At 45.5% G+C, this 23,198-nt stretch carries 19 protein-coding genes; 11 read left to right on the plus strand and 8 right to left on the minus strand.

Annotated features, from left to right (window positions below; all coding sequences use genetic code 11):
• Positions 1–70 precede the first annotated feature (70 nt).
• The 5 genes from LZD49_RS31020 to LZD49_RS31040 form a co-directional block, all read right to left on the minus strand.
• Complete coding sequence (locus LZD49_RS31020; protein WP_234671983.1) at positions 71–823, minus strand: pirin family protein; 753 nt, start codon at positions 821–823, stop codon at positions 71–73.
• 76 nt (positions 824–899) lie between these two features.
• Positions 900–1,844 carry an NADP-dependent oxidoreductase gene (locus LZD49_RS31025; protein WP_234671984.1) on the minus strand — a complete coding sequence of 315 codons (945 nt, stop codon included), beginning with the start codon at positions 1,842–1,844 and terminating at the stop codon, positions 900–902.
• A 264-nt stretch (positions 1,845–2,108) separates the two neighbouring features.
• Complete coding sequence (locus LZD49_RS31030; RefSeq protein ID WP_234671985.1) at positions 2,109–2,846, minus strand: AraC family transcriptional regulator; 738 nt, start codon at positions 2,844–2,846, stop codon at positions 2,109–2,111.
• A 217-nt stretch (positions 2,847–3,063) separates the two neighbouring features.
• On the minus strand, positions 3,064–3,885 hold the full coding sequence (locus tag LZD49_RS31035) for an alpha/beta fold hydrolase (RefSeq protein WP_234671986.1): 822 nt from the start codon (positions 3,883–3,885) through the stop codon (positions 3,064–3,066).
• 248 nt (positions 3,886–4,133) lie between these two features.
• Positions 4,134–6,716, minus strand: coding sequence for a helix-turn-helix transcriptional regulator (locus LZD49_RS31040; protein WP_234671987.1), 2,583 nt, complete (start codon positions 6,714–6,716; stop codon positions 4,134–4,136).
• A gap of 115 nt (positions 6,717–6,831) precedes the next feature.
• Here LZD49_RS31040 and LZD49_RS31045 point away from each other — a divergent pair, with 115 nt between their 5' ends.
• The 3 genes from LZD49_RS31045 (at position 6,832) to LZD49_RS31055 (ending at position 9,182) form a co-directional block, all read left to right on the plus strand.
• Positions 6,832–7,302 (plus strand): lipocalin-like domain-containing protein, encoded by a 471-nt coding sequence (locus LZD49_RS31045; RefSeq protein ID WP_234671989.1) that lies wholly within the window; start codon positions 6,832–6,834, stop codon positions 7,300–7,302.
• Between the two features lie 288 nt (positions 7,303–7,590).
• Complete coding sequence (locus LZD49_RS31050; protein WP_234671990.1) at positions 7,591–8,241, plus strand: HD domain-containing protein; 651 nt, start codon at positions 7,591–7,593, stop codon at positions 8,239–8,241.
• Between the two features lie 302 nt (positions 8,242–8,543).
• Complete coding sequence (locus tag LZD49_RS31055; protein ID WP_234671991.1) at positions 8,544–9,182, plus strand: hypothetical protein; 639 nt, start codon at positions 8,544–8,546, stop codon at positions 9,180–9,182.
• Between the two features lie 140 nt (positions 9,183–9,322).
• Here the strand turns inward: LZD49_RS31055 and LZD49_RS31060 are convergent, their stop codons facing one another.
• Entirely contained in the window at positions 9,323–10,024 is a 702-nt protein-coding gene (locus LZD49_RS31060; protein ID WP_234671992.1) for a LytTR family DNA-binding domain-containing protein, read from the minus strand.
• Complete coding sequence (locus LZD49_RS31065) at positions 10,014–11,021, minus strand: sensor histidine kinase (protein ID WP_234671993.1); 1,008 nt, start codon at positions 11,019–11,021, stop codon at positions 10,014–10,016. Before LZD49_RS31065 ends, LZD49_RS31060 begins: the two co-directional genes overlap by 11 nt.
• Positions 11,022–11,160: 139 nt before the next feature.
• Between LZD49_RS31065 and LZD49_RS31070 the strand changes: the two genes are divergently transcribed.
• The 4 genes from LZD49_RS31070 (at position 11,161) to LZD49_RS31085 (ending at position 15,776) form a co-directional block, all read left to right on the plus strand.
• On the plus strand, positions 11,161–12,705 hold the full coding sequence (locus LZD49_RS31070; protein ID WP_234671994.1) for a serine hydrolase domain-containing protein: 1,545 nt from the start codon (positions 11,161–11,163) through the stop codon (positions 12,703–12,705).
• A gap of 105 nt (positions 12,706–12,810) precedes the next feature.
• A complete protein-coding gene (locus LZD49_RS31075) occupies positions 12,811–13,806 on the plus strand; it encodes a GRP family sugar transporter (protein ID WP_234671995.1) in 996 nt (331 codons plus the stop codon).
• A 161-nt stretch (positions 13,807–13,967) separates the two neighbouring features.
• Positions 13,968–14,879, plus strand: coding sequence for a hypothetical protein (locus LZD49_RS31080; RefSeq protein ID WP_234671996.1), 912 nt, complete (start codon positions 13,968–13,970; stop codon positions 14,877–14,879).
• A 339-nt stretch (positions 14,880–15,218) separates the two neighbouring features.
• Positions 15,219–15,776: a hypothetical protein gene (locus LZD49_RS31085; protein WP_234671997.1), complete on the plus strand. Its 558-nt coding sequence runs from the start codon at positions 15,219–15,221 to the stop codon at positions 15,774–15,776.
• 199 nt (positions 15,777–15,975) lie between these two features.
• Here the strand turns inward: LZD49_RS31085 and LZD49_RS31090 are convergent, their stop codons facing one another.
• Complete coding sequence (locus LZD49_RS31090) at positions 15,976–17,517, minus strand: serine hydrolase domain-containing protein (RefSeq protein WP_234671999.1); 1,542 nt, start codon at positions 17,515–17,517, stop codon at positions 15,976–15,978.
• Positions 17,518–17,673: 156 nt separating this feature from the next.
• Between LZD49_RS31090 and LZD49_RS31095 the strand changes: the two genes are divergently transcribed.
• The 4 genes from LZD49_RS31095 to LZD49_RS31110 all read left to right on the plus strand — a co-directional run bounded on the left by LZD49_RS31095 (position 17,674) and on the right by LZD49_RS31110 (position 23,178).
• On the plus strand, positions 17,674–18,075 hold the full coding sequence (locus LZD49_RS31095) for a BlaI/MecI/CopY family transcriptional regulator (protein ID WP_234672001.1): 402 nt from the start codon (positions 17,674–17,676) through the stop codon (positions 18,073–18,075).
• Between the two features lie 6 nt (positions 18,076–18,081).
• A complete protein-coding gene (locus LZD49_RS31100; RefSeq protein WP_234672003.1) occupies positions 18,082–19,992 on the plus strand; it encodes a M56 family metallopeptidase in 1,911 nt (636 codons plus the stop codon).
• A 305-nt stretch (positions 19,993–20,297) separates the two neighbouring features.
• Positions 20,298–21,584, plus strand: a complete 1,287-nt coding sequence (locus tag LZD49_RS31105) for an MFS transporter (protein WP_234672005.1) — start codon at positions 20,298–20,300, stop codon at positions 21,582–21,584.
• A 97-nt stretch (positions 21,585–21,681) separates the two neighbouring features.
• The gene (locus LZD49_RS31110) at positions 21,682–23,178 is read left to right on the plus strand and encodes an L-fucose/L-arabinose isomerase family protein (protein ID WP_234672007.1); all 1,497 of its coding nucleotides are present in this window, start codon (positions 21,682–21,684) and stop codon (positions 23,176–23,178) included.
• The last annotated feature ends 20 nt before the right edge of the window (positions 23,179–23,198 follow it).

Raw genomic sequence — 23,198 nt, forward strand, 5'->3', positions numbered from 1 at the left:
TGTAAAGATGTTGTGGTTAAAAAATTTAAACTTGTATCAGATCACTGTTCTGGTTTCGATTCCAGGCAGCTCATCTGTGGAGATTGCCGCTATACATTCCGCCGTCAAAATGAGCTGCGTTTGTCTGCGTGATGAATAGTACTACGTCGCTTGTTTCAACTGCCTGGAATATGGGGCTTTCCATTTCAATGAGCACACTTTCTCCTGTGGACAGGTCCATGGTTTCATTCACTTTTACCTTTCCTTCAAATACATAGAACAGGAAAGCACAACGCTCAGATGGTGCTTCGGGAAGGACAATTGCTTCGCCCTTTTCTAATCGAAGGTCCAATAGCCACGTGTTACTTCTTATTTGAAGCGGGTAATCATTACCTTTACCCGCCATTTTCCTCCAACGGTTGACGCTATACGTGTCAGACAATTCGGAGAATTGAACCATTGGAGGAAGATCCGCCGTTTCCGGCCTGATAAAAATTTGTAGCCCCTCTAAAACACCACCTTCTTCTAACACCTTTTCTTCATGATAAAAGTCTGCTCCCGCATTCATCATCATTAATCTCTGGTTTGAGATGATGCCTGTATAACCCTCAGAGTCAAGGTGCTTCACGTTGCCACTTCTCAAATAGGTGAGAATTTCATCATTCTTATGGGGATGCATTGGAATTATTGTTCCTGGTGTTATTCGCGCGTGATCAATCCTTCCAATCGAAGAAAAACCACTGTCGTCTAACTCGGGACGGATGAGCCCGGGGTATAATATCTGAATTCCAAAGCCCTCACGCTGTTTACCGTATTTGATGGTATTATCTAATTTTGTTAACATTAGTCTGATGATTAACCGATATGTAAAATGTTCAGGACTGAGCCAAGTATCCCTGGGCACCACTTTGTAGCTCCTGTTAGTCTATTTCCACGACAACTTTTCCGATGTAGCCGCCTTGCTCAGCATATTGATAGGCTTCCTTGTATTGGGCGAAAGGAAAGACTTTATTGACCTCAATCTCTAACCCATTCTTTACGGCACCTAGCAACACATCTGTGTATTCAGTAGATGGGCTGGAAAGTACTACAATGTGTTTTTTGGCCGTAAACAAGTTCTTAAAGAATGATACGGGGATTTCGATTGGCTTCGGTGTCGGGTTTAGAAAGATGGCCCTGGGCTTCATGACTTGTTTAGCGTTTCTGTAACCCATTTTGCCGGATAAATCAATGACAATATCGTAGGCAGCCTTGTGAGAAAGCACATCTTCCCTGGCGTAGTTTATCACGGAACTTGCTCCCCATTTTTTTGCACTTTCTACTCCCCTGCTGCTTGTAACGGCTGTTATGTTGGCACCCTGTTGTTTTAATAATTGAAGTAAAAACATACCGAAGCCACCGGTAGCTCCATTCACCAGGATGTTAGTTTGCGCGTTGATGGTACCCATTTTTTCCAATGCAGTCACCGCCGCAGTACCTACTACCGGAATAGAGGCAGCCTGGGCAAAGCTGATATCAGAAGGCTTTTTCCAGATCAGCGAAGACGGCACGGCGACACATTCGGCTGAAACACCTTCTTTCATCATATTTTTTACCACGCCGAAAACTTCATCGCCTATCGTAATGCCGCTTACAGATGCCCCGATATCTTCAACAATGCCGGCGAAATCAGTGCCTGTGTGCTTTGGAAATTTAGAGCCGGACATTAGTGTCATCTCTCCCTTCCTGATTTTCCAATCCATTGGATTGATAGAAAATACTTTCACTTTGACCAGTACCTGATCTGCTTTTATAGTAGGTTTTGGCTGTTCGACGATTTGCAACACGTCTGCGGTTCCGAACTCTTGATATACCATGGCTTTCATGATATTATTTTTATTTGTTAAAATGATATCACAAAGTTGCATGCAAGCACATTACTGAACTTGTATCAAATCACTGTTCTGCATTATGCAAAAGTCCTTTGGGAAGAGTACCCAAAACAGGAATGGAACAAGTCAAAGAGCATCTGTTAGTACGAAACTGCGGCTTTTGGAAGTTGGGATGGGTCATACACGACCAAGGCACCTGCAAAATGGTGGTGCCTTGGTCGTGTATTGTAGCGTTAAAATGAATATAGGCAAGCAGGACTAGTAAACAGCAATCAGGTCACTATTGTACTTTAATGCCTTGGGCGGCATTCCAAACATTTCGTACATATATTTATTGAATTGAGGAAGATCGTAAAAGCCGGTGTCGTAAGCAATGTCAGTAAGGCTTCTGTCCTTGTCAGAAAGCGTAAGGTAAATGGCTTGGCGCAACCGGGTCCATAATAGATACTTGGATAAGCTGCTCCCGGTTTGCTTCTTAAAGAGTGAGGCCAAACGGGATGGAGAAAGGAAAACAATATCGGCAAAGGTTTGGGGAGTTATGTTCTGCTCAAAATAGTTAGCCCTGATATATTCAACTATTCTTGTAACCCTTTCATCATAATCAATGGAAGGTAATTTAGAAAGCATGGCATCAACTACCTTGTTAACATCTAAACTGTCTTTTGGTGTGTGAAAGAAAGAATTGGTCTCGGTAGGTGAGTCAAAAACGATGTAATCTTGATCTTCTTTAAATCTGCTTGCCAGTTCTAAACCAATATTCGAGTAGGGTTCTATATTGAGGACATTCAAGGTTCCTTTTTCTGCAACGCAAAAATGCGGAACATGGGGTTTGATCAGAAAACCGTGGATACGTTCATAAAGTATCCCGCTGATCGTTGAATTAAATGGGGTATCGTTCGATAAGACGATTTGATAGGCAGAATGATGATGGATCTCTACGGTAAGATTGCGGGCTTTAAGAGCAAGGATGAACGGGTTGTTGTTCTGTTTTGTCATGGAATTTACAATTATAGCTAGGACGCTGCCCGGAGTCTTGAACCAAGAAACTGTATCGCAAACCAGGCATCCCGGGGTGCATGGGGTCTTCTCCGAGGCATTCAGAGTTTAAAAGCAGAGCTTTCTCATGTTTTTGATGAAAAGCCGAACAGCGGTATTGCTGTTCGGCTTCAAATGTCAGCGCCTGATCACTGCGTTACCACCGTCTGATACATTATCAAAGCGTGATAAATGCTAAAATATCCTTGTTAATGGTTTCAGCCTCCGTTGTTGGCATTCCATGCGGAAAACCGGGATAAGTTATCAATTTGCCATTCTTCAAAAGCTTGGCAGCTTTTAATGCGGTTAGCTGATATGGTACAATCTGATCGTCTTCTCCATGTAGCACCAATACAGGGACATCTACGTTTTTTAGATCCTCGGTAAAGTCCGTTGCAGAAAAAGCTTGAACGCATTCGTAATGCGCAAGTACACTTCCCATCATCCCCTGCCGCCACCAATTGTCGCGGATACCTTGTTTCTCGACTGCTCCTTCCCGGTTATAACCATAGAATGCACTCGAGAAATCCTTAAAATATTGCGGCCTTTGAGTAGCAGTAAATAGACGAATTTCATCAAACACGCTCATAGGCACACCCTCAGGATTACTCTCTGTCTGTACCATTATCGGCGTTACAGCACTCACCAGCACAGCTTTTGCCACCCTGCCTTTTCCATACTTATTGACATAACGAATCACTTCGCCACCACCCGTTGAATGACCAATATGTATGGCATCTTTCAGATCAAGGTGTGCTGCCAAGTCGGCTACATCGGCAGCATATGTATCCATCTCGTGGCCTAGATAAGTTTGAGAAGACCGGCCATGTCCGCGGCGGTCATGGGCGATTACGCGGAAACCTTTTTGCAGGAAAAACATCATCTGATTATCCCAATCGTCACTTGAAAGTGGCCAGCCATGATGAAAGACGATAGGCTGTCCGGTGCCCCAGTCTTTGTAGAACATCTCAGCTCCATCTCTTAATTTCAGCGTACTCATATTTACCTTTTTTGGAAGTGAAAAATTACCATTCGCAATAACGTAAGAATCATCACATATTTCAAGGGCGTAAGATCAAGCTTGAATTAATTCGTTTTCGCGGCGCTTCACATAATTCCTGATTTGGACTGTCGCTCTAATTAAGGTCATCTGGGTCGGAAATGCTACTTTCTCAGGGTGCCGGCTTCGGTATATTGTACCAACGCCTCGGGTTGGGTAATACTGGCTAAATTAACGTGACGGGCTCCCTATTTTACAATTCCCAGTTTCAATGCTTCATGAACGGCTTTTACGCGGGAGCTTACATTGAGCTTTAATAATAATGCTGATATGTGATGGTCGACAGTTTTGGCCGAAATGAAAAGCTTTTCTGCAATTTCTCTATTTTGCATGCCAGTTCGGAGGTGATGTAAAACGTCCAGTTCGCGAGTGGTAAGTTGGGCGGAATTCGAGCGGGTGCTTAGTCGTTTACCCCGAGGGATCTTTTTCAGCCCTACAGAACGCATGGATTGCCGCATTTTGTCATAAACCGTATCGGCGCCGAGTTTTTGCACAATTGTCAGCGCCTGTTTCATGTCATCTTCGTCCCCGTCAAACAGCGTCAGGGCATATTCGTAAGGGCAGCCGAGCTTCTCCCAATAAGCGGCCGACAACCTTTCTTGATCGTGCCGATGATCAGATCCTTCTGTAAGAATGTAATCTTTTCTAGCGCGTTTAAGCCAAAAAAACAGCTTGTTATCATCTGTGATTTTCTTCGTTTGTCGGATCATTTGCACTACCCGATCCAGGACCGCTGTTTCAACAAGGATAGCTCCCAATAGCCACTCATACTCCAGCAATGCTGATAAAGCAGGAATAATCCGGTGCAGTTCCATCGTATCAAAAGCGATAGTCCTGGCCTCAGACAATAGTTCCAATGCGCCTGGCTCTCCGCGCCGTAATTTTAAAAGTCCAAAAGTCACCAGTGCACCAGCCTTGATTACAGGGAGCAAATCCTCCGTTTCCAGAAGAATATTTGCCAGCTCGTAAGCCTCATTCCAGGCACCCGTTTCCAGGCAAAGCCGGGCTTTATAACCCACCATATACAACCGGAGCGAATCCATGTCCCGCTCCTGACAATACAGAATACCTAAATTCAGATTCTCATTGGCAACATCATAAAGCTTCATGGATACAGCGTTGCTCCCCAAGGCCGTGTATGCACGGGCGACGTGCTCGTGAAAGGAATGTTTGAGGGCAATTTTAAGACTTTGCTGTAAAAATGACATCCCCTCGGACACTGAATTGTAATCTGTCATCAGCGAGGAGCCAATGCTGTTCAAAGCATGTGCGAGCGTCTCCTGATCGTTTATCTCATGTGCCACTTCGCTTGCTTTTTGTCCCCAGTCAAGACATTCGTCAGTCTGGTCGACCAGCATTTTTAGCATGGCCATGTTACTATAAGCCATTGCTTTGGCTCGGGAGGCTTGGGTGCTTTGCAATATTTCCACAGCCATGATACCAAACTCTTCGGCCCGGCTTCGGTGGCCTTCATACCACCAGAGCCGTGACAAAAAACGCAGGTTATCCCCAATCTTTTCTATATTTCGCTGCTCCTTCCAAAAATCCAACGCTTGTTCCGTGTAGCTGATCGCTTCCTTATGCTGGTGTATCAAATAACACTCATATGCGTACAATTCGTGGTATTCAGCAAGTTTTTCTTGGGCGATATATCTTTTATGTTCAATGGCAAGGCAATACAATCTTGCAGCATCTGCATGCGCGCCTGCCACAGCCGACTTATATGCCGCCATAGGCGCATACCGGGCAATTAGCTCAGCGGCTCCTGCATTTTTAGCATGGTGAATGATTCGCTCGACTTCCTGATTTTGTTCAAACGCTTCCAGGAACATGGACAAGATCTGCCTGTTCAGCGTGGTCCGGAGGAATGGGGTCAGAGATGCCTCTATGGTTTGACTATAAAGCTGATGCTTGAAGAAGATCAGCCCGTTCCTCACAACTAGGATTTTTGAATCAAAACAATATTTAACGGCCTCCTTATACCTCGGCTGTAATTGTTCAAGATACTGCACTTCGAAGCCGGCAGGGAAGATGGAGAGCATTTCCCACAGCATTTTTGTATCTTCATCCTGGCGGTTATAAACCGATAAAATGGAGTCCCGGATATTCTCTGGGACACCTCTGCTGTAACTGGCAAGGATCTCAGTTACGTAAAATGGGTTTCCACCGGTAATGTTGTAAACTTCTTCACCGCTGTAACCCTTCGCAGCGGCCATAGTTTCCACTACCTGGCGCGAGAAAGGTTCCAGCTGAAGTCTTGTCAGGGAATCTGCGTAAAGTTGGCCCAGCACATTTCGTAGAGGATGTCGGGCGTGCACTTCGTCGTCGCGGTAAGTGAGGATAAAAAGGCATTTGAGCTGACTGATCCGCCTGCCAAGAAATTTAATGAAGTCAAGCGTAGCTTCATCAGCCCAGTGAATATCTTCAAATACGACTACGACCCCTTTATTCTCTCTATGCAATTCCTGCAAAACATGATAAAAGAGGGCCGTCCGGTCGTCGACATTGATCTGTGTTTCCGGAAGGCCTCTTCGCAGCTGGATCCACAGATCATGCAGTGGCGCAAGCGGCCGTGGGCTGAAAAGGGCATCACACATTCCCCAGTATACGTTATATTGAGGTTTAATACTTTTGCAGAAGACATTAACCAGTGTAGTTTTTCCGATACCAGGTTCGCCTGTCACGAGAACGCATTGGCCTTCGCCGCTCAATGTCTGTTCAAATTTGTCATTAATTGTGGCCAATAATGCCGCTCTCTCGATAAGTTCCATGGCGCTAATTGGGAGAATAAGACTCGAAATTAGCGTAAAATGGGTAATAACTCCGATACCAGAAACTAAAATTCGCCCTTATTTTGTCGCAAGAAAAAATTAAATCTGCTAGAAAATGAGCCCTATTCTTCCTGCTCCTTCCGGGAATCTTCACAATGAAATGCTGGGAATCTGGTGGCTGTTGTCGCGGACAGACTGGACCCAAGAAGGTCAGCTCCGTATTGATCCGATTTTGGGACGGGATCCCGTTGGCATCCTGTCCTACGCCACGACCCATTTTGCTGCCCAGTTTAGCAGGCGCGATCGGGCAGTTCAAGCTTCTGTGTCAAATTCCAAGGCGAGCCAGAACAATACAGCGGCACTGGATGGGTATGACGCCTATTTTGGAACATATGAGGTAAATGAATCCACTGGCATTGTGGCTCATACATTAATAGGCTCCGTTGTCCCCTCTAATGTCGGCCTGACCGTATTTCGAGATTTACGGGTACAGAACGACCAACTGACGATCCAACTCACAACAACCAGTGCGCATGAAGAGTCGATCATCCGTACCTTGGTATGGAAAAGGATGCTGAATTTCTAGTAATGATTTCACCGTTTTGTATGATTGCAGATTGTACAACCATAGAAATCCGCGCCAAGCAGCCTCCAAAAAATTCCTTTCTTAAACCAGTTTAAGAACTTGCTCGGTGGTCTTATCGAAATTTGTGTCAGAAACAAAACAAAGGCCAATGGAAAAAGTAATCAGACAGCTCATAGACATCTGGAAAGAAGAGCCGCTGTATTGGGATCATATTGCAGGGATCGACAAGCGACTCTATGTATCATCAGTACCGCCCAGTCATTGTGAGTACCTTCAAAAAATGCAACCATGAGCACTAAGTTTCAAAAAGTTGTTGCCGGCGTAAAAATTCCCGATAGCACAATAGCAAAACAAGCCACCGAGCTATTGCTCGAGCACGGTACAGAATTCCTCTTCAATCATTCCTTGCGGACATTTTTATTTGCCTCCCTGAATGGGCAGCGGGATGAAGTTCGGTATGACCCTGAGCTGTTGTATGTCAGTTCGGTCTTTCACGACCTGGGGCTAACGCCGCATTACAGCAGTCCTGATAAGAGATTTGAAGTGGACGGTGCCAATGCTGCGCGTAGTTTCCTGGCGAGCCATGGACTTGCACCGCAGACGCTCCAACTGGTTTGGGATGCAATCGCCCTGCATACAACACCGGGAATTGCAGAGCATAAGGAAGCGGAAGTTGCCTTGCTAAATTATGGGGTGGCCCTGGATGTAGTTGGCAGAGGCTACGGGCAACTATCCGAAAAAGACCGCCAGGATATCGTCAGCCAGTTTCCGCGCACCGGCTTTAAAAAACAAATCATCCCGACCTTCTTCGAAGGCTTTAAACATAAAACGGATACTACGTACGGAAATATCAATGCCGATATCTGCGCATTTATGATACCGAATTTTGAAAGAAAGGATTTTTGCGATTCGATCCTTCATTCGCCCTGGAATGAGTAAATGACATTCGGCTGCTTAACGTTGGTGCTCGTATTTCCATCACAATCGATTGACTTTAGATTTTTGATGTCCTCCCTATGAAATAAGACGTTACCTGGGGTTTTCTTTTCCATGTATGTCAATTATCATTGGAAGTTAAAGCTTCGTCCCAAACCGGGCAAATCGGATCATCAGCGCCTTCAGTGGCTTGTCAAACGGATCAAGGATCTCTAAAAAGGTTTTGTGACCGTTAGGTTCGTTAGTGGAATATTTATTTATTTGAAAGGCATAGTTTAACCACCTTTCAAATAATAGTTATTGAAATGAAAAATGAAAAGGTTCTCTTGAGTGTGCTCCTAACCAGTTTGTTCTTGGCTTGCGGCAAACCAGGTAAGGCCGATACATCGGCAACGAAGCCGGTGCGCAAGGTAGAGAGCATCGACTTACAAGATGCCCACACAGTTCAAAATGTGGCACCGGACACGATTGATCTGAGCAAAATCTCTGTCAGCAATAAAGAGCTGGCACCTTTCCCTGTCTTTAATCCTCCAACGGGCTTGGCAGCTCTGAATAAGCCCATTACGCGAGATTTTGACAAACTTTTTTTCCCAACGCGTGAAGGGATGGTTTTGCTTGAAGGGAAGGTATACAAAACATTTATCACAAGCGTTGAAGGTCGGGAATGGTCATTGCCCTATTTTGAAAAAAGTTACAGGGAATTGATCACATCGGCGGGTGGGGTGCTCATCTTCCAGGGAAAGGTAGCGCAGCAAGAGCTGGACCGCATCAAAGATGAAGCGACGTATTTTGGTGAGGAAGGTTCGATAGACTATCCCAACACTTTGGTGAGAGTTTACGCAATCCGTAGAAAAGATGGAGATCACTTGTTTGTTCAGATGTCAGGATATAGTGCTGGCGCTTCCATTCAAATCCTGCAATTGCCGAAGGCGGAGAAGAAGTGACGAGTAATTTTGAAATGTTGTTTCAGATTGGGCCTTATTGTAGCAAGGCCTAATCTGAAGTCCGGATGAAAAGGCAGGCTTTGATAAGTACCTGTGGCCTTGCCCAAAACAGGAAATTGAACCCCATCAAGTTGCTCGCGTTACAACCCAAGTTTGAGTTTAACCACATTCTTATAAGTATCCCCTACCGGCAAATACTGCCCCCTGATTACAATTTTGGCTTTTTCAATATAGTCTATTTGGCTAATGCTAACAATATAAGACTTATGGATCCGTACAAAGCATTCATCTGGCAGTATTTGCTCCATGTTTTTCATTCTTTCAAGTGTCATTAGCTTCCCCGTTGTAAGATAGAAGATGAGATAGTCCCCAAGTCCTTCGATATAAAGAATGGTAGAAAAATCAGTCTTGTGAACTTTGTATTCCGTTCTGAGCAGCAGGTATCCGGAGCATTGTTCCCCAACCGCTGACCTGATGCGCTGCTTCGCCTTAGCAATGGCTACAAGAAAGCGTTCGAAGGTTATTGGTTTCAAAAGATAGTCGATCACATCATACTGATACCCTTCCAAAGCATATTCTGTATAAGCCGTGGTGAATATGACTTTTGTTTCATGGTTTTTCAACGATTTCATTAATTCGATACCGGTCATCTCTGGCATCTGTATATCCAGCAAAACAAGGTCTGCCGATCCATTATTAATGGCATTAAGTGCCTGATGAGCACTCGTCGTTTGCAGCACGAGCTGAAGCCCTGGGGTTTTCTTAACGTAGCCCGACAATAACCGGATTGCCGGATGCTCATCATCAACGACAATACACCGCATCAGTCTGTTACTTTCCATACCGTATTTGCAGTTTTACAACAAAAAGATTGTCAACATCTGAAATTTCCAACCGGTGAAGGCCCGGATAAAGCAAGTTCAGTCGCTGTTTAACATTGGTAAGGCCAATGCCTCCGGTTATATCCTTTCTGTTGGTGCCGATTATATTCGTACAGCTAAAATTTAAATGATGTAGATCACTGGTAATCTCGATTTTCAGCCAGTTCTCTTTGATGCTTACCTGTCCGTGTTTGAATGCATTCTCAACAAACGGGATCAATAAGAACGGGGGAATTTGAGCTGTTTCGTCACCGCAATTTTGCGTAACCTCGACCATCGACGGGTACTCGAAACGAAGCTGTTGTAAAGCAATGTACTTTTCGAGGTAGCTGATTTCGGTCGTTAAGAGCACTCTTTCATTTCCGTAGTACAACATATATCGCAACAACTCGGACAATCCGGATATGGCAGGTAAGGCAAGTGTATTTTGTTCATACACCAGCGAGTAGATGTTATTGAGATGATTGAAGAGGAAATGCGGATTAATTTGTGAGCGCAGTAAAGACAATTCAGTCTGGCGGTTTTGCAGCTGCAGTTCTACCTGCTGCAAATCTTTGTACTGCGTATACCTGACCAGATAAAATATGGTTGCGAAGACTACCTGTGCACTGACCGGAATAATAACAAATTGAAAATAGCGGCTCATCCGCACATCTTGAAAAAGCCTTGTCCAAAAGAGTGCGCAAAAGAATGCTGCCGTGCAGACTAGCAGCAGCGCTACAAAAAGGGACAGGTATTTTTTTCGCGGATGAAACCAACATAACAATAAATAAGTACCCAGCGCCAGCAAATAATAGATTAGTATGTCGCCTGAAAATTGCACCCACTCCGCCAGGCTATGGCTACCTTCCGAAAAAGAAAAACGGCCGCGTACCAGTCCGGGTAACTGCCTGGCAACAATTGCCAGCACATAAAAAGTCAAAAACGTGAAAGAGAATAAGGGCACTCTTTTCTTCATAAATCAAAGTTACCACAAATTATACGCGCTTGTGTGATAAGTAACAGCCTGTTCGTCGAGGTGTTTAGGCAGTTAAACGAGTTCTCAAGTTTTGGATATTCCGGGAGCCTACCTTGGTCAAAATTTAAAACAAACGATCATGAAATTTCGCTTTCCCCTGTTAGGCCTGTTATCGCTGTGCCCGGTATTTTTGCTAGCCCAGCCCAAGTCAATTGATACCTATTTTGAAGAACTGGGACGACTCAGGCAGCATAACGGCAATATCCTAGTGGCTGAGAATGGACGGGCGGTTGTAAACTTTTCTTCGGGTTATGCCGACTTCCGCACGCAAAAGCCAAACACACCCACATCACATTTTAACCTGGCTTCCATATCAAAAGTGATTACAGCAACCGCTGTTTTGCAGTTACGGGATAAAGGAAAATTCAGTCTGGATGACGCTGTGATTCAGTATCTACCTGATTTTCCATACAACGACATCAAGATCCGGCATTTATTAACGCATACCTCAGGGCTTCCCGACCTGGAACTGTTCGAAGCGCTGGTGAAAAACTATCCCGACACCATTATCACAAACCGTAATGTGTTGCCGGAGCTTCGCAGTTGGAAACGTGCGCTGTACTTTAAACCCGGCGATGAATTTCGCTATTGTAATACAGAGTACAATGTGCTTGCCCTGTTGGTTGAGAAAGCAGGCGGCATGCCTTTCCAAGCCTACCTGGCGAAATATATTTTCGCCCCCGCCGGGATGAAAGACACCTACCTGACCGGGCCTGCCAACCAAAAAGCAGATATTCTGGTTGCGCAACCACAAATGAAGCCACATCCGGGATACGATTCTACTTTTGTAGCAGTCGATTCCATTAAGCGCTTCAGATACCTTACCTACAATAACAGTGGCACCATAGGGCAAGGTGGTGTAATGAGCACAACCACAGATATGCTCAGGTTTGACCAGGCTTACTTTAACGGTAAACTGCTTAAAGCAAGTACCATGCAGGAAGCGATGACACCCGTCAAATTAAACAATGGCACCGTCCATTATGCCGACCGGATGGACACCATGGACGGTGAAGGAAAGATGGCTTATGGTTTGGGTTGGGAAATTTTTGAGCAGGCCAATTTCGGCAAATCCGTTGGACATGGCGGATTTAAATTTGGGCTGGCCACCTTTTATCTACATAACCTGGCAAAAAACCAAACCATTATCGGCTTCGATAACACGGCTGGTAGTGAATTCGGGCGGTTCATTACCTCAGCGCTATCATTACTGAACAACAAACCCCCAATGGTATTCAGAACCAGCCGTTCCCTGGTGACGCTGTATGGCATGTCACTGGTCAAAGCAGGGGCCGATCATGCCGCGGCTGTCTTTAATGCCAATAAGGCCAATACTACTGCTTACTATTTAAGCGAGGGAGAAATGAATGATCTTGGCTATAATCTGTTCTACATGACCTCTATGCCAGGCCACCGCGACATGGCCCTTGAAGTATTCAAGCTAGCGACCTTTATCTTCCCTAATAGTTATAATACTTATGACAGCTACGGGCAATTGCTGAAAGACAGTGGTAAAAAACAAGACGCTATACTGATGTATAAAAAATCAATTGAATTGAACCCAGATAACCAGGATGGGAAAAGAGTTTTAAGCCAGCTATTGAACCCCAAGGATGGGGAATAATGGCACCCCCACTTCAGTATGAAGAGCACCATTTCTTAATTCCGTTCAATTTCCTGTGAATCTATGCGATATTTGTGAAAGTGTATGCCGTAATTAAAAATACCAGTGTTTGTTATAGAAAGTTATCCAGTTGCAGTTTTCTTTTGTGTTGTCACAATGCTTTGTTGGGGTTCCTGGTCAAATACCCAGAAACTTGTTAGTCCAAAATGGCGATTTGAGCTTTATTGTTGGGATTTCGTCAATGGGATTGTACTTGCAGCTTTTATCTTAGCATTTACTCTCGGTAGTTTTGGTGATCATGGAAGGCGTTTTATATCAGATATACAGCAGGCTGATAATGAGAGCATTTGTGGTGCAATAGTAGCGGGAATTATTTTCAATTCAGCGAACATCCTTTTTATGGCTGCAATATCTTTGGCAGGAATGTCTGTGGCATTTTCAGTCGGCGCAGGATTGTCATTAGTATTAGGAGTTATAGTAAATTTTTTAAACTCTCCTGTTGGCAATATTTTTTTACTTGTTCCCGGGGTAGCACTCATTGTAGTTGCCATACTGCTTAATGCAAGAGCCTTCGGAAAAATGTCAGCCCGGTCAACTACAATTTCGACAAAAGGCTTGCTATTGTCGATTTGTAGTGGCCTGCTAATGGGACTTTACTATAAATATGTTGCGAATTCTATGTTCCCCGATCCCTTAAAACCCATAACTGGAATGCTTAGTCCGTACACTGCCATTTGTATTTTTTCAATGGGTGTTTTCCTAAGCAATCTTGTTCTCAACCCGTTAATGATGGCTAAGCCATTTGTCGGCACACAAGTTAACTTTTCGGAATATTTTGAAGGTAGCTGGAAGGATCATCTGCTTGGTGTTTCAGGAGGTTTTATCTGGTGTATTGGTATGTTATTTAGTGTCATAGCTTCCTACAAAGCGGGTGCAGCCATATCATATGGTTTGGCGTCGGGGGCAATAGTTGTGGCCTCGATATGGGGGATATTTTGTTGGAGAGAATTTAAGGGTGCTCCAAAGGGAACCCAATTGATACTAAATGTGATGCTTGTATGCTTTTTAGTGGGTCTGCTCCTGATAGTTTTTGCCAGGTAGAGTTCCCTACTTTTCGCATGCGAGCCTGGCCGGATGCTCGCGCTGCCGAAGGGCATGGCAATCCTTGTTTTCTGAGGCGAGATAGATGTTTAAATTCATCGCAGCATTTCCATTGTAATCCTCGTAATAATGTTATCGTTTATCATTTTCACATTGATTGCATGAAACGTCAATTTTTTCGTATCAAAAAGATGTTGAAGTTTATCTTGATAAGTTTCGCCATGGCGGTGCTGGGGACTACCTTTTCATTTTCCCAAGAGCAGGAAAATCCGGAAATACTCCGCATGTATAATGAGGATCAATCCGCAAGGAAGGCATCTAACATAAACTGGACGCGGCTCAACAAGGAAGACTCATTAAGGCGCAGCAGGACCAGCCAGCTCCTGGACGCGGGCAAAGTAGTTACAGCGCAAGACTACTACCGTAGTGCTATGATCTTCCAGCATGGCAGCGACACTATCGCTTCAAGCACGGCAATTCGCCTGATGAAAACAGCGATCGAATTGGATAGTACAGTGAACAGGTGGCTATTGGCCGCGGCAATCGACAGGCACCTGATGCGAAAAGGACTACCTCAGACATACGGGACACAATACATAATGATTGGGCAAACCGGAAAGTGGCAGCGATATCAAATTGATACAACGAAGGTAACCGACCAGGAACGAAAAGCGTACAACGTCGAGACCCTGGCCGAGCAAACCGAGAAGGAACGACGGATGAACCTGCACCCCATTTCTCAATACCATGCGATTAATAAATCGACCGAAAAAACGATTGCATTGATCGTAGATGAAGCTAAAAAAGGAAAGGCGTCGCAATATGACGTAAGCGAGGCAGCGGTCAATGCCTTTGGATATCAGCTCATCAACACACCGGAAGAGGCGCTTAAAATATTCAAACTCAATACTGAACTACACCCGAACGCCTTCAATACTTTCGACAGTTATGGCGAATGCCTGCTGAAACTGGGTCGACGGGAGGAAGCTGTTTCAGCATATGGGAAATCCCTGCTACTCAACCCCAAAAATACAAGCGCAAAGTCAGTTTTGTCTAAGTTGCAGGCAAACTGAATGCCGGCATTTTCGAGCAGCTTCTGCCGATTTAAAAGGATATACGAGCAGTGGAATCTCAGTAAGATATCTGGAAGCTGGAAGGGTGTGGGCAGGTAACCTAATTTTACCACAAAACTAGCCGAAGACAAATCGTTTTGAGTAAGCGGTAAAATTGCGATTACCTGTCCCTTCCTGCAAACGCAGCGGGCATCTTATGATGGATACCTACAATGTATTTTCGTAAACTTTCTCATTAACCCTGGGAATGATAATAGACGGGTAACTTTCAAAAGACAGCTATGGAACGATATTAGTGATGGGTGGCCAAATTGTATCATCCATTAATTTATTTCAACCATGTCTGAATTAACAAATGCCACTTACACTGCCGGCCCTATTACCGGTGCATTTAAAACTAGAGAAGATGCTGATCGTGCCTACGATTCATTGATCAGCCGCGGCTACAGCTCGGATGAGATTACCGTGATCATGTCGGATGAAACGAAAAAGACCAATTTTGTAGATAGTGATCACGACAGTGACCTGGGAAACAAATCGTTGGAGAAAGCTGGGGTTGGCTCGGCCATTGGCGGTACCGCTGGTGCCATTATTGGCGCAATCGCAGCTATTGGGACTGTCGTTGCCCTTCCGGGTTTAGGCCTGGTTGTGGCTGGGCCGCTACTGGCAGCACTAACCGGCGCAGGCGCAGGCGGTCTGACAGGTGGTATCATTGGAGCACTTGTTGGTTCGGGCATTCCCAAGGAGCATGCGGAACACTACGAGAACAGTATCAAAGAAGGTGGCATCATTATCGGTGTTACACCGAAGTCCATCTCTGACCGTAACGCAATCACCTCAGAATGGAGAACTTATCAAGTCCAACAGTTACACGGAGCAGAAACCGAAATAATGTAAATTAAACCATTCGAAAGGCTATGATCGTCCCAAATGAACTGGACAATCGTAGCCTTTCGAATTCCCCGTGTTGGGGAATCCAGTCCGTTGACTGGAGGTCAACTATCTTAGGTCAGCACCAGTTCACTCTCCGGCAGAAAGCCTGATAACGCCGCAAAGCTGATCGGGCAGTACGTCTAATCTGTAAGAAGCATAAAGCCTATTCTTTTTGTTCAAGCAACTTCATAAGTGCTTTTTTACCATCCTCGTTTCTTGGTGAAAGTGCAATTGACTTTCTGTACATTAGAATGGCTTCTTCTTTTTTGCCTGCTTTTTCAAATGCATTTGCGTAACTGTCGTAGGTGTTGCCACTTTTGGGGTAAAGAATGGTATTCAACTTGAAGACTTCCAGCGACAAAGGCAGGAATTTGTCGGAGGGTTGGTTCATAAAATCGTAGCCCAGCCGGTTCAGTTCGGATTCATCTACATGGTAGTTTAAAGTATCACTTCTCAGTTCATTGAATTTTGCTGCTCCGAAGTCAATTCCTTTACTCACTAGGGCTTCCCCGTATATTCTTGCTATGGAGCCGGTCTGTCGGATCTTCAAAGGTGCGATGCCCAGCATGATATTTGAAACTGAAATCATCAGTTGTATCGGGTTATTATCCATATTATCGTAAAGAATGATCGTTTGCCCGGAAGTCAGGTTTTTGTGCATGGCCGTGGAGAGCCCAACAATATGGCCATCATGAAAAACAAACTTTTGTACCGGCTCGGTTTTGCTGTTATAGATATTCCAGCCCAGTCCATAAGATCGTGTACTGCTCCCCATCCTGAAAGTTTTACCATCTGCCAGCGTAAGTGGAGTAAAAGCCATATCCATTAATTCCGGGCGAATCAACTTGCCCGCCGATAAAGCTTTGTCGAACGACCAAAGATCTTGTATTGTACTGACAACGTTATTCGAACCTGTAATTCCGCCTAAATGATAATAAGTCTGATAGCGATTGTGATCAAGTGAGTCAACATTTCGAAATGCAGATTCGTACATAACAGGCCTGTTATATCTGGTGGTGTTCGGCATTCCGGTCGTTCGAATATAAGTGTTCTTCATTCCGGCGGCTTCAAAAATGTTTTTCTGCATATAAGTAGCAAAATCTGTAACGCTTACTTTTTCAACGATCAGGGCAAGAATTAAATAATTCATATTGTTATAGCTCCATTGTGTGCCGGGATTATATGACAAAGGTGGTTTGGAGGCGATCAGATGAGCGTACACCGTTTCATTGGCAATGATTTCCTGTGGATGGTTTTTGATATACTCCCTTTCACTTGATTCCAAACCAGGTAGTCCGGAGGTCTGGTTTAACAGATGCCGCACACTCATTTCCTGGTATGGGAAATCGGGCAGGTGGGATGTAACCAAATCGTCCAATTTAAGTTTTTCTTGATGAGCCAGCTGTAAAATAGCCAGGGAGGTAAATGGTTTTGATAAAGAAGCCAGGTTGAATGAAGTGGTGTCTGTATGCTTGATGCTGTGGTTCCTATCCGCATAGCCAAATGAATTTTTGTAAACGATCTCTCCTTTTTCCGCAACCAGTATACTCCCGTTAAATAGTTGGTGGTGTGCCATTAGGGTAAGAAATGAGTCAATTCTGGCTACCCTTTGCTGCACAGGGGCAAGTTGCTGACCGAACGTCGTGATTGTGAACAGGACCAGTAAGCTGGTCAGTACTCCCGGATAAACAGTTTTTCTTTTCATGGATCTAGTAATAAGCGGATTAAATATTAAGTTAATAAGAAAAATTTCTTATGTTTAGAGCGCTGATTTACAGCATAGCTGACAATAGTAGTACAATTTAATTTATATAAGAAATATTTCTTATGTTTTATCAGAAACTTTTCTTATGTTTGATACATGAAAGACAAAAAACTGCAAAAAGATGCGAGCCAGGAGCCAACCAAGTCGGAGCTCGAAATTCTCCAGGTATTGTGGGAGTTCGGTCCGTCAACGGCGCGCTTCGTAAATGATCACTTGAACCAACATACGCGGCAAGTCATTTACATGTCGACATTGAAATTGATGCAGATTATGGTCGAAAAAGGATTTTTGAAAAAAGACGAAAGCCAGATGAAGCACATTTACTGGGCTGCGCAGGAAGAATCCAAAACGAAAAGCCTGCTTCTTGACCGGGTGGTTGATACCATATTCAACGGTTCTGCCAGTAATTTGATGATGCAATTGCTCGGTAACAAAAAGATGTCCGACCAGGAAATGGAGACTTTCAGGGAATTGATTAAAAAGATAGACGAAAAATAGCGAAACATGAACGCATCCTTGCTTCCTGGTATTTTTGAAGATGAGCATATCCGGGTTATCTGCTGGACGCTGATCCATTCATTATGGATTGGTCTGATTGCTGCTGCACTGGCCGGCGTAATGCTCGTTTGTACTCAAAAGTCATCTTCACAGCTGCGCTACCGCTTGCTATGTGGCTGTTTGATCATTTTTGTTTTGATTACCAGTTTTGTTTTTTATCAGGAAAGCAGATCATTTGATCGGGTGAGTAAGGTCACCGCCGCTTCGTATCGTATAATACCAACCGTTCCCTCATTGTCCGAGTATCCGGTTGCGCTCAACGACATTGACATCCTGACTCAATCAACCAGCTTCATCAACCAGAATTCGGTTTGGATATTTACCATTTGGTTTCTTTGTTTTGCATTCAAAATCCTCTCATTGGCCAACGGGCTTTTCTATGTGCACCGGATACGTTCTTACAAAGTGCATCAGGTTAGCGGGGAATGGCAGGAGAGAATCAAGAATTATGCTGAACATCTCGGTATCCGCCAATCGATTAGCTTGTTGCAATCTGAGTTGGTAAAAGTTCCAGTCACGGTCGGACACTTCAAGCCGGTAATTCTGATTCCTATCGGCCTGATTTTTCAACTTCCTGCCCAGCAGATTGAAACCATATTAATACATGAATTAGCGCACATCAGACGAAGGGATTATCTGGTCAATATTTTGCAAAGTTTGCTGGAAACGATCTTTTTTTTCAATCCGGGGTTGCTTTGGCTGTCTTCGCTGATCAGGGAAGAAAGAGAAATTTGCTGCGACGATATTGTGCTTGCCAATACGTCGGTCAAAAGCAATTACCTGGAAGCTTTGCTTGCCTTCCATTCCCAACAGCCAGCACGGTCTGATCTGGTTCTCGGCCTTGGCAGCAATCAATTGGTAAACCGTTTGAAAAGAATTATCAACCATGAAAATAAACGACTGAACAAGATGGAAAAGATCGTATTGCTTGCAGGACTGCTGATTGTTTCGGCATTTTCCTACATTCCAAATCCCGAACAACCGCTTGAATACACCAAAAACAGTCAACATGAAGTGACCCGATACATTCCACAAAAAAAGGAAACGATCACAAAAAACGAAGAATCTTCAGAGAAGGCTAGATTGATCGAAAGGGCCAGAAATATTGAAATTACAGACACTGCCTTGGTGGAAAAGGCAGTGGATACGAGCTATCAGTTTCAAAGTTTCAGGTTTTTCTATTCTAATGAGGACCTTGCCAACCGCGACATGGAAGTCCGTGACGACAAGGATAATATGTATCGGGTGAAAATTGAAAATGGCAATTTGGTTTCACTGAAAGTGAACAACGTTCAGATTCCCGAAGGCGAGCTGAGCCAGTACCGAGGACTCCTGGCGGAAATCGATCAGTCGTACTATGCTGCACGTGATAGCAAGCGTGCTTCCATAGAAAGGGCACATCAGTATTCCGAAAAGAATTCTAAAATAAGTGAGTTAAAAAGCAAAGACTGGGACAGGGCCAAATTCGTCAAGGACAATGACTTTACTAAATCCAAGTCCGGCTTCGTAAAGGGTTCTAAATCGGATCAGCTTGTTTGGGCTAACGGGAAGGAAGGTGACGGAAATCAGGTGGTGGCAACGAAAAAGAAGATAGAGCCCGTTGACATCTCTGCTGATCAGGAGCGTGTCAGAGGTGTAATCTCGGAGCTGGTACGGGAAAAGGTAATTTCCAGTCCATCAGATTTGGAATGGTTTGGCCTTAGCGAAGATGAGCTGGTTGTTAATGGAAACAAACAACCAGCTCAGTTGCAACAAAAATTGAAAGAAAGATTTAATATCAAAGCCGACTACGGTCTCTACTATGGACCCGTCAGAATGATCGGCACGGGCATATTTTTGGATAAAGACGATTTATAAAGATCTCAAATTACGCCTGCCATTATCACCTCTCCAGAACACTCATCATTGCTTGCAAAAAGCCCACTCACTCCCTACGGGTTAACGTACCTGGTCAATGACTTCATCTGCATATCCGCCGCATGGCTGGGCGCCAGCGGCGAGGAAGCCAGTTGCGCGGATTAATTTTAAGTGATTTTTAAGTACGCCCAATCGCCCACTTTGGCACTATCGTAAAAAGATTCCAAATTTTTTTTGCAGCATGTTGCATTTTGCACTTTCCTGATTTATTTTTGGCTCAAATTAAGTTAGTGCGTTAAGTTATCATGAAGAAAAACTTCGTCCGCTGGTGGGTTGTATTCCTCGTCTTCATTGCAACTGGTCTGAGCTTTCTCGACCGGCAGGTGCTGTCCATTGCCGTGATCCGCATTCAGGAGGAATTCGGTTTCAGCGATGTGGAGTATGGGTGGGTGAATACCAGTTTCCTGCTCAGCTACGCGCTGATGTTCACCGTTGGCGGCTGGTTGATCGACCGTATCGGGGCCCGGAAAGGACTAGGTATTGCGGTGGGCGTGTGGTCGGTAGCGAATGCGTTGCATGGGGTGATGACGAGCCTGCCACAGCTGCTTACCTTCCGTTTTTTCCTCGGCATGGGCGAGGGCGCCTGCTTTCCGGGTGCGGCCAGAACGGTGCATGAATGGTTTGACGAAAAGGAAAGGGCCTTTGCAAACGGCATCGCTATCGGCGGCTCAGCCATCGGTGCGGTGATCGCTCCGCCGCTCACGATCTGGCTTTCTAACATTTATGGCTGGCGTTCAGGATTCGTGGTCCCGGGCGTTATCGGGGCCATTTGGGTGATAGTATGGTTGATGTTGCCGTGGAAACGGGCGGCAGGAAACGACACAGTAGTATTGCAGCAGAAACCAATGACGCACGACGATGTAGTTTTTCAGGACGCATTCAAAATTACCTTTGCGAAGATTCTGAAACGACGCGAAACCTGGGTATTCATCCTAATGCGGTTCCTGCTCGACCCGGTCATGTATTTCATGATGTTTTGGATCCCGAAATACCTGAGCGATGTACGCCAGGTTTCTTTTGAACAAATCGGTCAGCTCTTCTGGATACCATTTCTTTCCCTGGGCATTGCCAATATTCTGGGTGGCTTTTTCTCGGATCATCTGGTTAAAAACGAGGTTAGCACCGGTCGCGCGCGGAAGATCGTGATGGGCTGCGCGGCTGCTTTGACGCTGGCAGTGCCACTCACCGAATTTACGTCGTCAGTTGGCATTGCAGTGGCTTGCATGGCGCTGTATATGTTTGCGCACGGGTGCTGGATCACCAATTACATTACCGCAATTTCAGACGTTTTCGGGCCGGGGGCCACGTCCACGGTGGTCGGTTTGTCGGGCACCGCAGGTGCAATATCCAGCCTGATCTTAAATCCGATGATCGGGAAAATCGTGCAGGAATATTCATATAAACCGCTCTGGATCGCTTCGGGCCTGCTGTATCCCGTTGCATTCATCGCATTCATTGTGCTTATTCCCAGGCTCCGGCCACTTTTTGACCGCCCTGCCGCCGTGGTCACACCTGCGGAAGTCACAGACTAGCATTTTTTATTTTTATTAAAGCCCTGAAAAGAAAACCTGTTGCCAAAAAACTTAGTGCGTTAAGAATTAAACTTTTAAAACAATATTTTAGTCACTCATGGAAAATCCATTACGGAACGAAAATCACGTCGTAGAAGAAGCCATTATCCGGAAACGCCAGCCTACCAAACCGCGCATCGGCGTGTTCGGGGTCGGGTATTTCAAATATTGGAGCCAGTTCGACGGCCTGCTCGACGATATGCTGCGCAAACAGGCTGTTTTCATCGGGAAGATCGAACGCGTGGGCCATGCAGAGCTCGTCGATTTTGGGCTGATCGACACGGTGCAAAAGGCTTACGAACTCGTACCGAAACTGCATGCGGCCAATCTCGACCTGATTTTCTGCGATATGCTTACCTACGCCACTTCCAACACGTTTGGTACCATTATCCGCAACCTGAATGTGCCCATCGTGCTCGTAGCATTGCAGCCCGACCAGGCGATGGATTACAGCCGGGCATCCACTTACATGCAGCTTTACAATGACGACATCTGCTCCCTGCCCGAGTTTGCGGGCGTGGCCGCGCGGATGGGAAAGCGCGTGCCGGAAATGATCATCGGCACGCTCCACGACGACCCGCAGGCCGATGCCGAGATCGAGGAATATTGCCGCATTGCCGCCGTCCTGCACGATTTGCGCACTTCCCGCATCGGCCACATCGGCCACCCTATCGAGGCCATGCTGGATATGCATTCGGATTCCACGATGTTTACTGCGCATTTCGGCGCGCACATTGTGCAATGCGAGGCGCATGAAATCGTGACGCAATACCAGCAAACGCAGCGGGCCGACGTTGAAACCATGAAAGAGCGCATTCTCGACTTTTTCGACACGCCCGACCCGGTTTCCGACCCCATTTCCGAAAAACTCCGCGATACTGACCTCGAAACCGCCGCCCGCGTGACGGTTGCATTGGAAAAATTCGTGGAAGCCAGGCAGCTCGACGGTCTCGCCTATTATTACGAAGGCCCCGAAAACAGTGAAACACGGCTCGTGATGTCCAACCTCATCGTGGGCAACTCGCTGCTCACCGGCGCAGGTTTTCCGATGTGCGGGGAGTCGGATCTGAAAACCTGTTTTGCGATGCTCATCATGGAACGTTTAGGCATAGGCGGTAGCTTCGCCGAGTTCCATCCGGTGGATTTCAAAGAGGGCTTTGTGCTCGTGGGCCATGATGGGCCGCATAATGTCGCCATTGCCAATGGAAGGCCCGTTTTGCGCAGCCTCACCAAATACCACGGCAAGCCCGGCTTTGGTGCGGGCGTCGAGTTCAAGATCAAGGAAGGGCCCATTACCATGCTGAGCATCAACTCTACTTTCGACGGCAAATTCAAGTTCATCATCGCTGAGGGACAATCGGTTGAAGGCCCTATTCCGCCCACGGGCAACACCAATACCCGCGGGTTTTTCAAGCCCGACGTACGCACGTTCTTGAAAAAATGGATGAAAGAAGGCCCCACACACCACTTCGCACTCGGCGTGGGGCACCATGCGGCCACCATTGCCAAAATCGCCGGCTACCTCGGCCTCGAAGCCGTCGTGATCGACCAGTAGGATTGTTTAGTTTTTCCTGT

The organism is Dyadobacter sp. CY261 (assembly GCF_021440085.1).
Taxonomy (GTDB): Bacteria; Bacteroidota; Bacteroidia; order Cytophagales; family Spirosomataceae; genus Dyadobacter.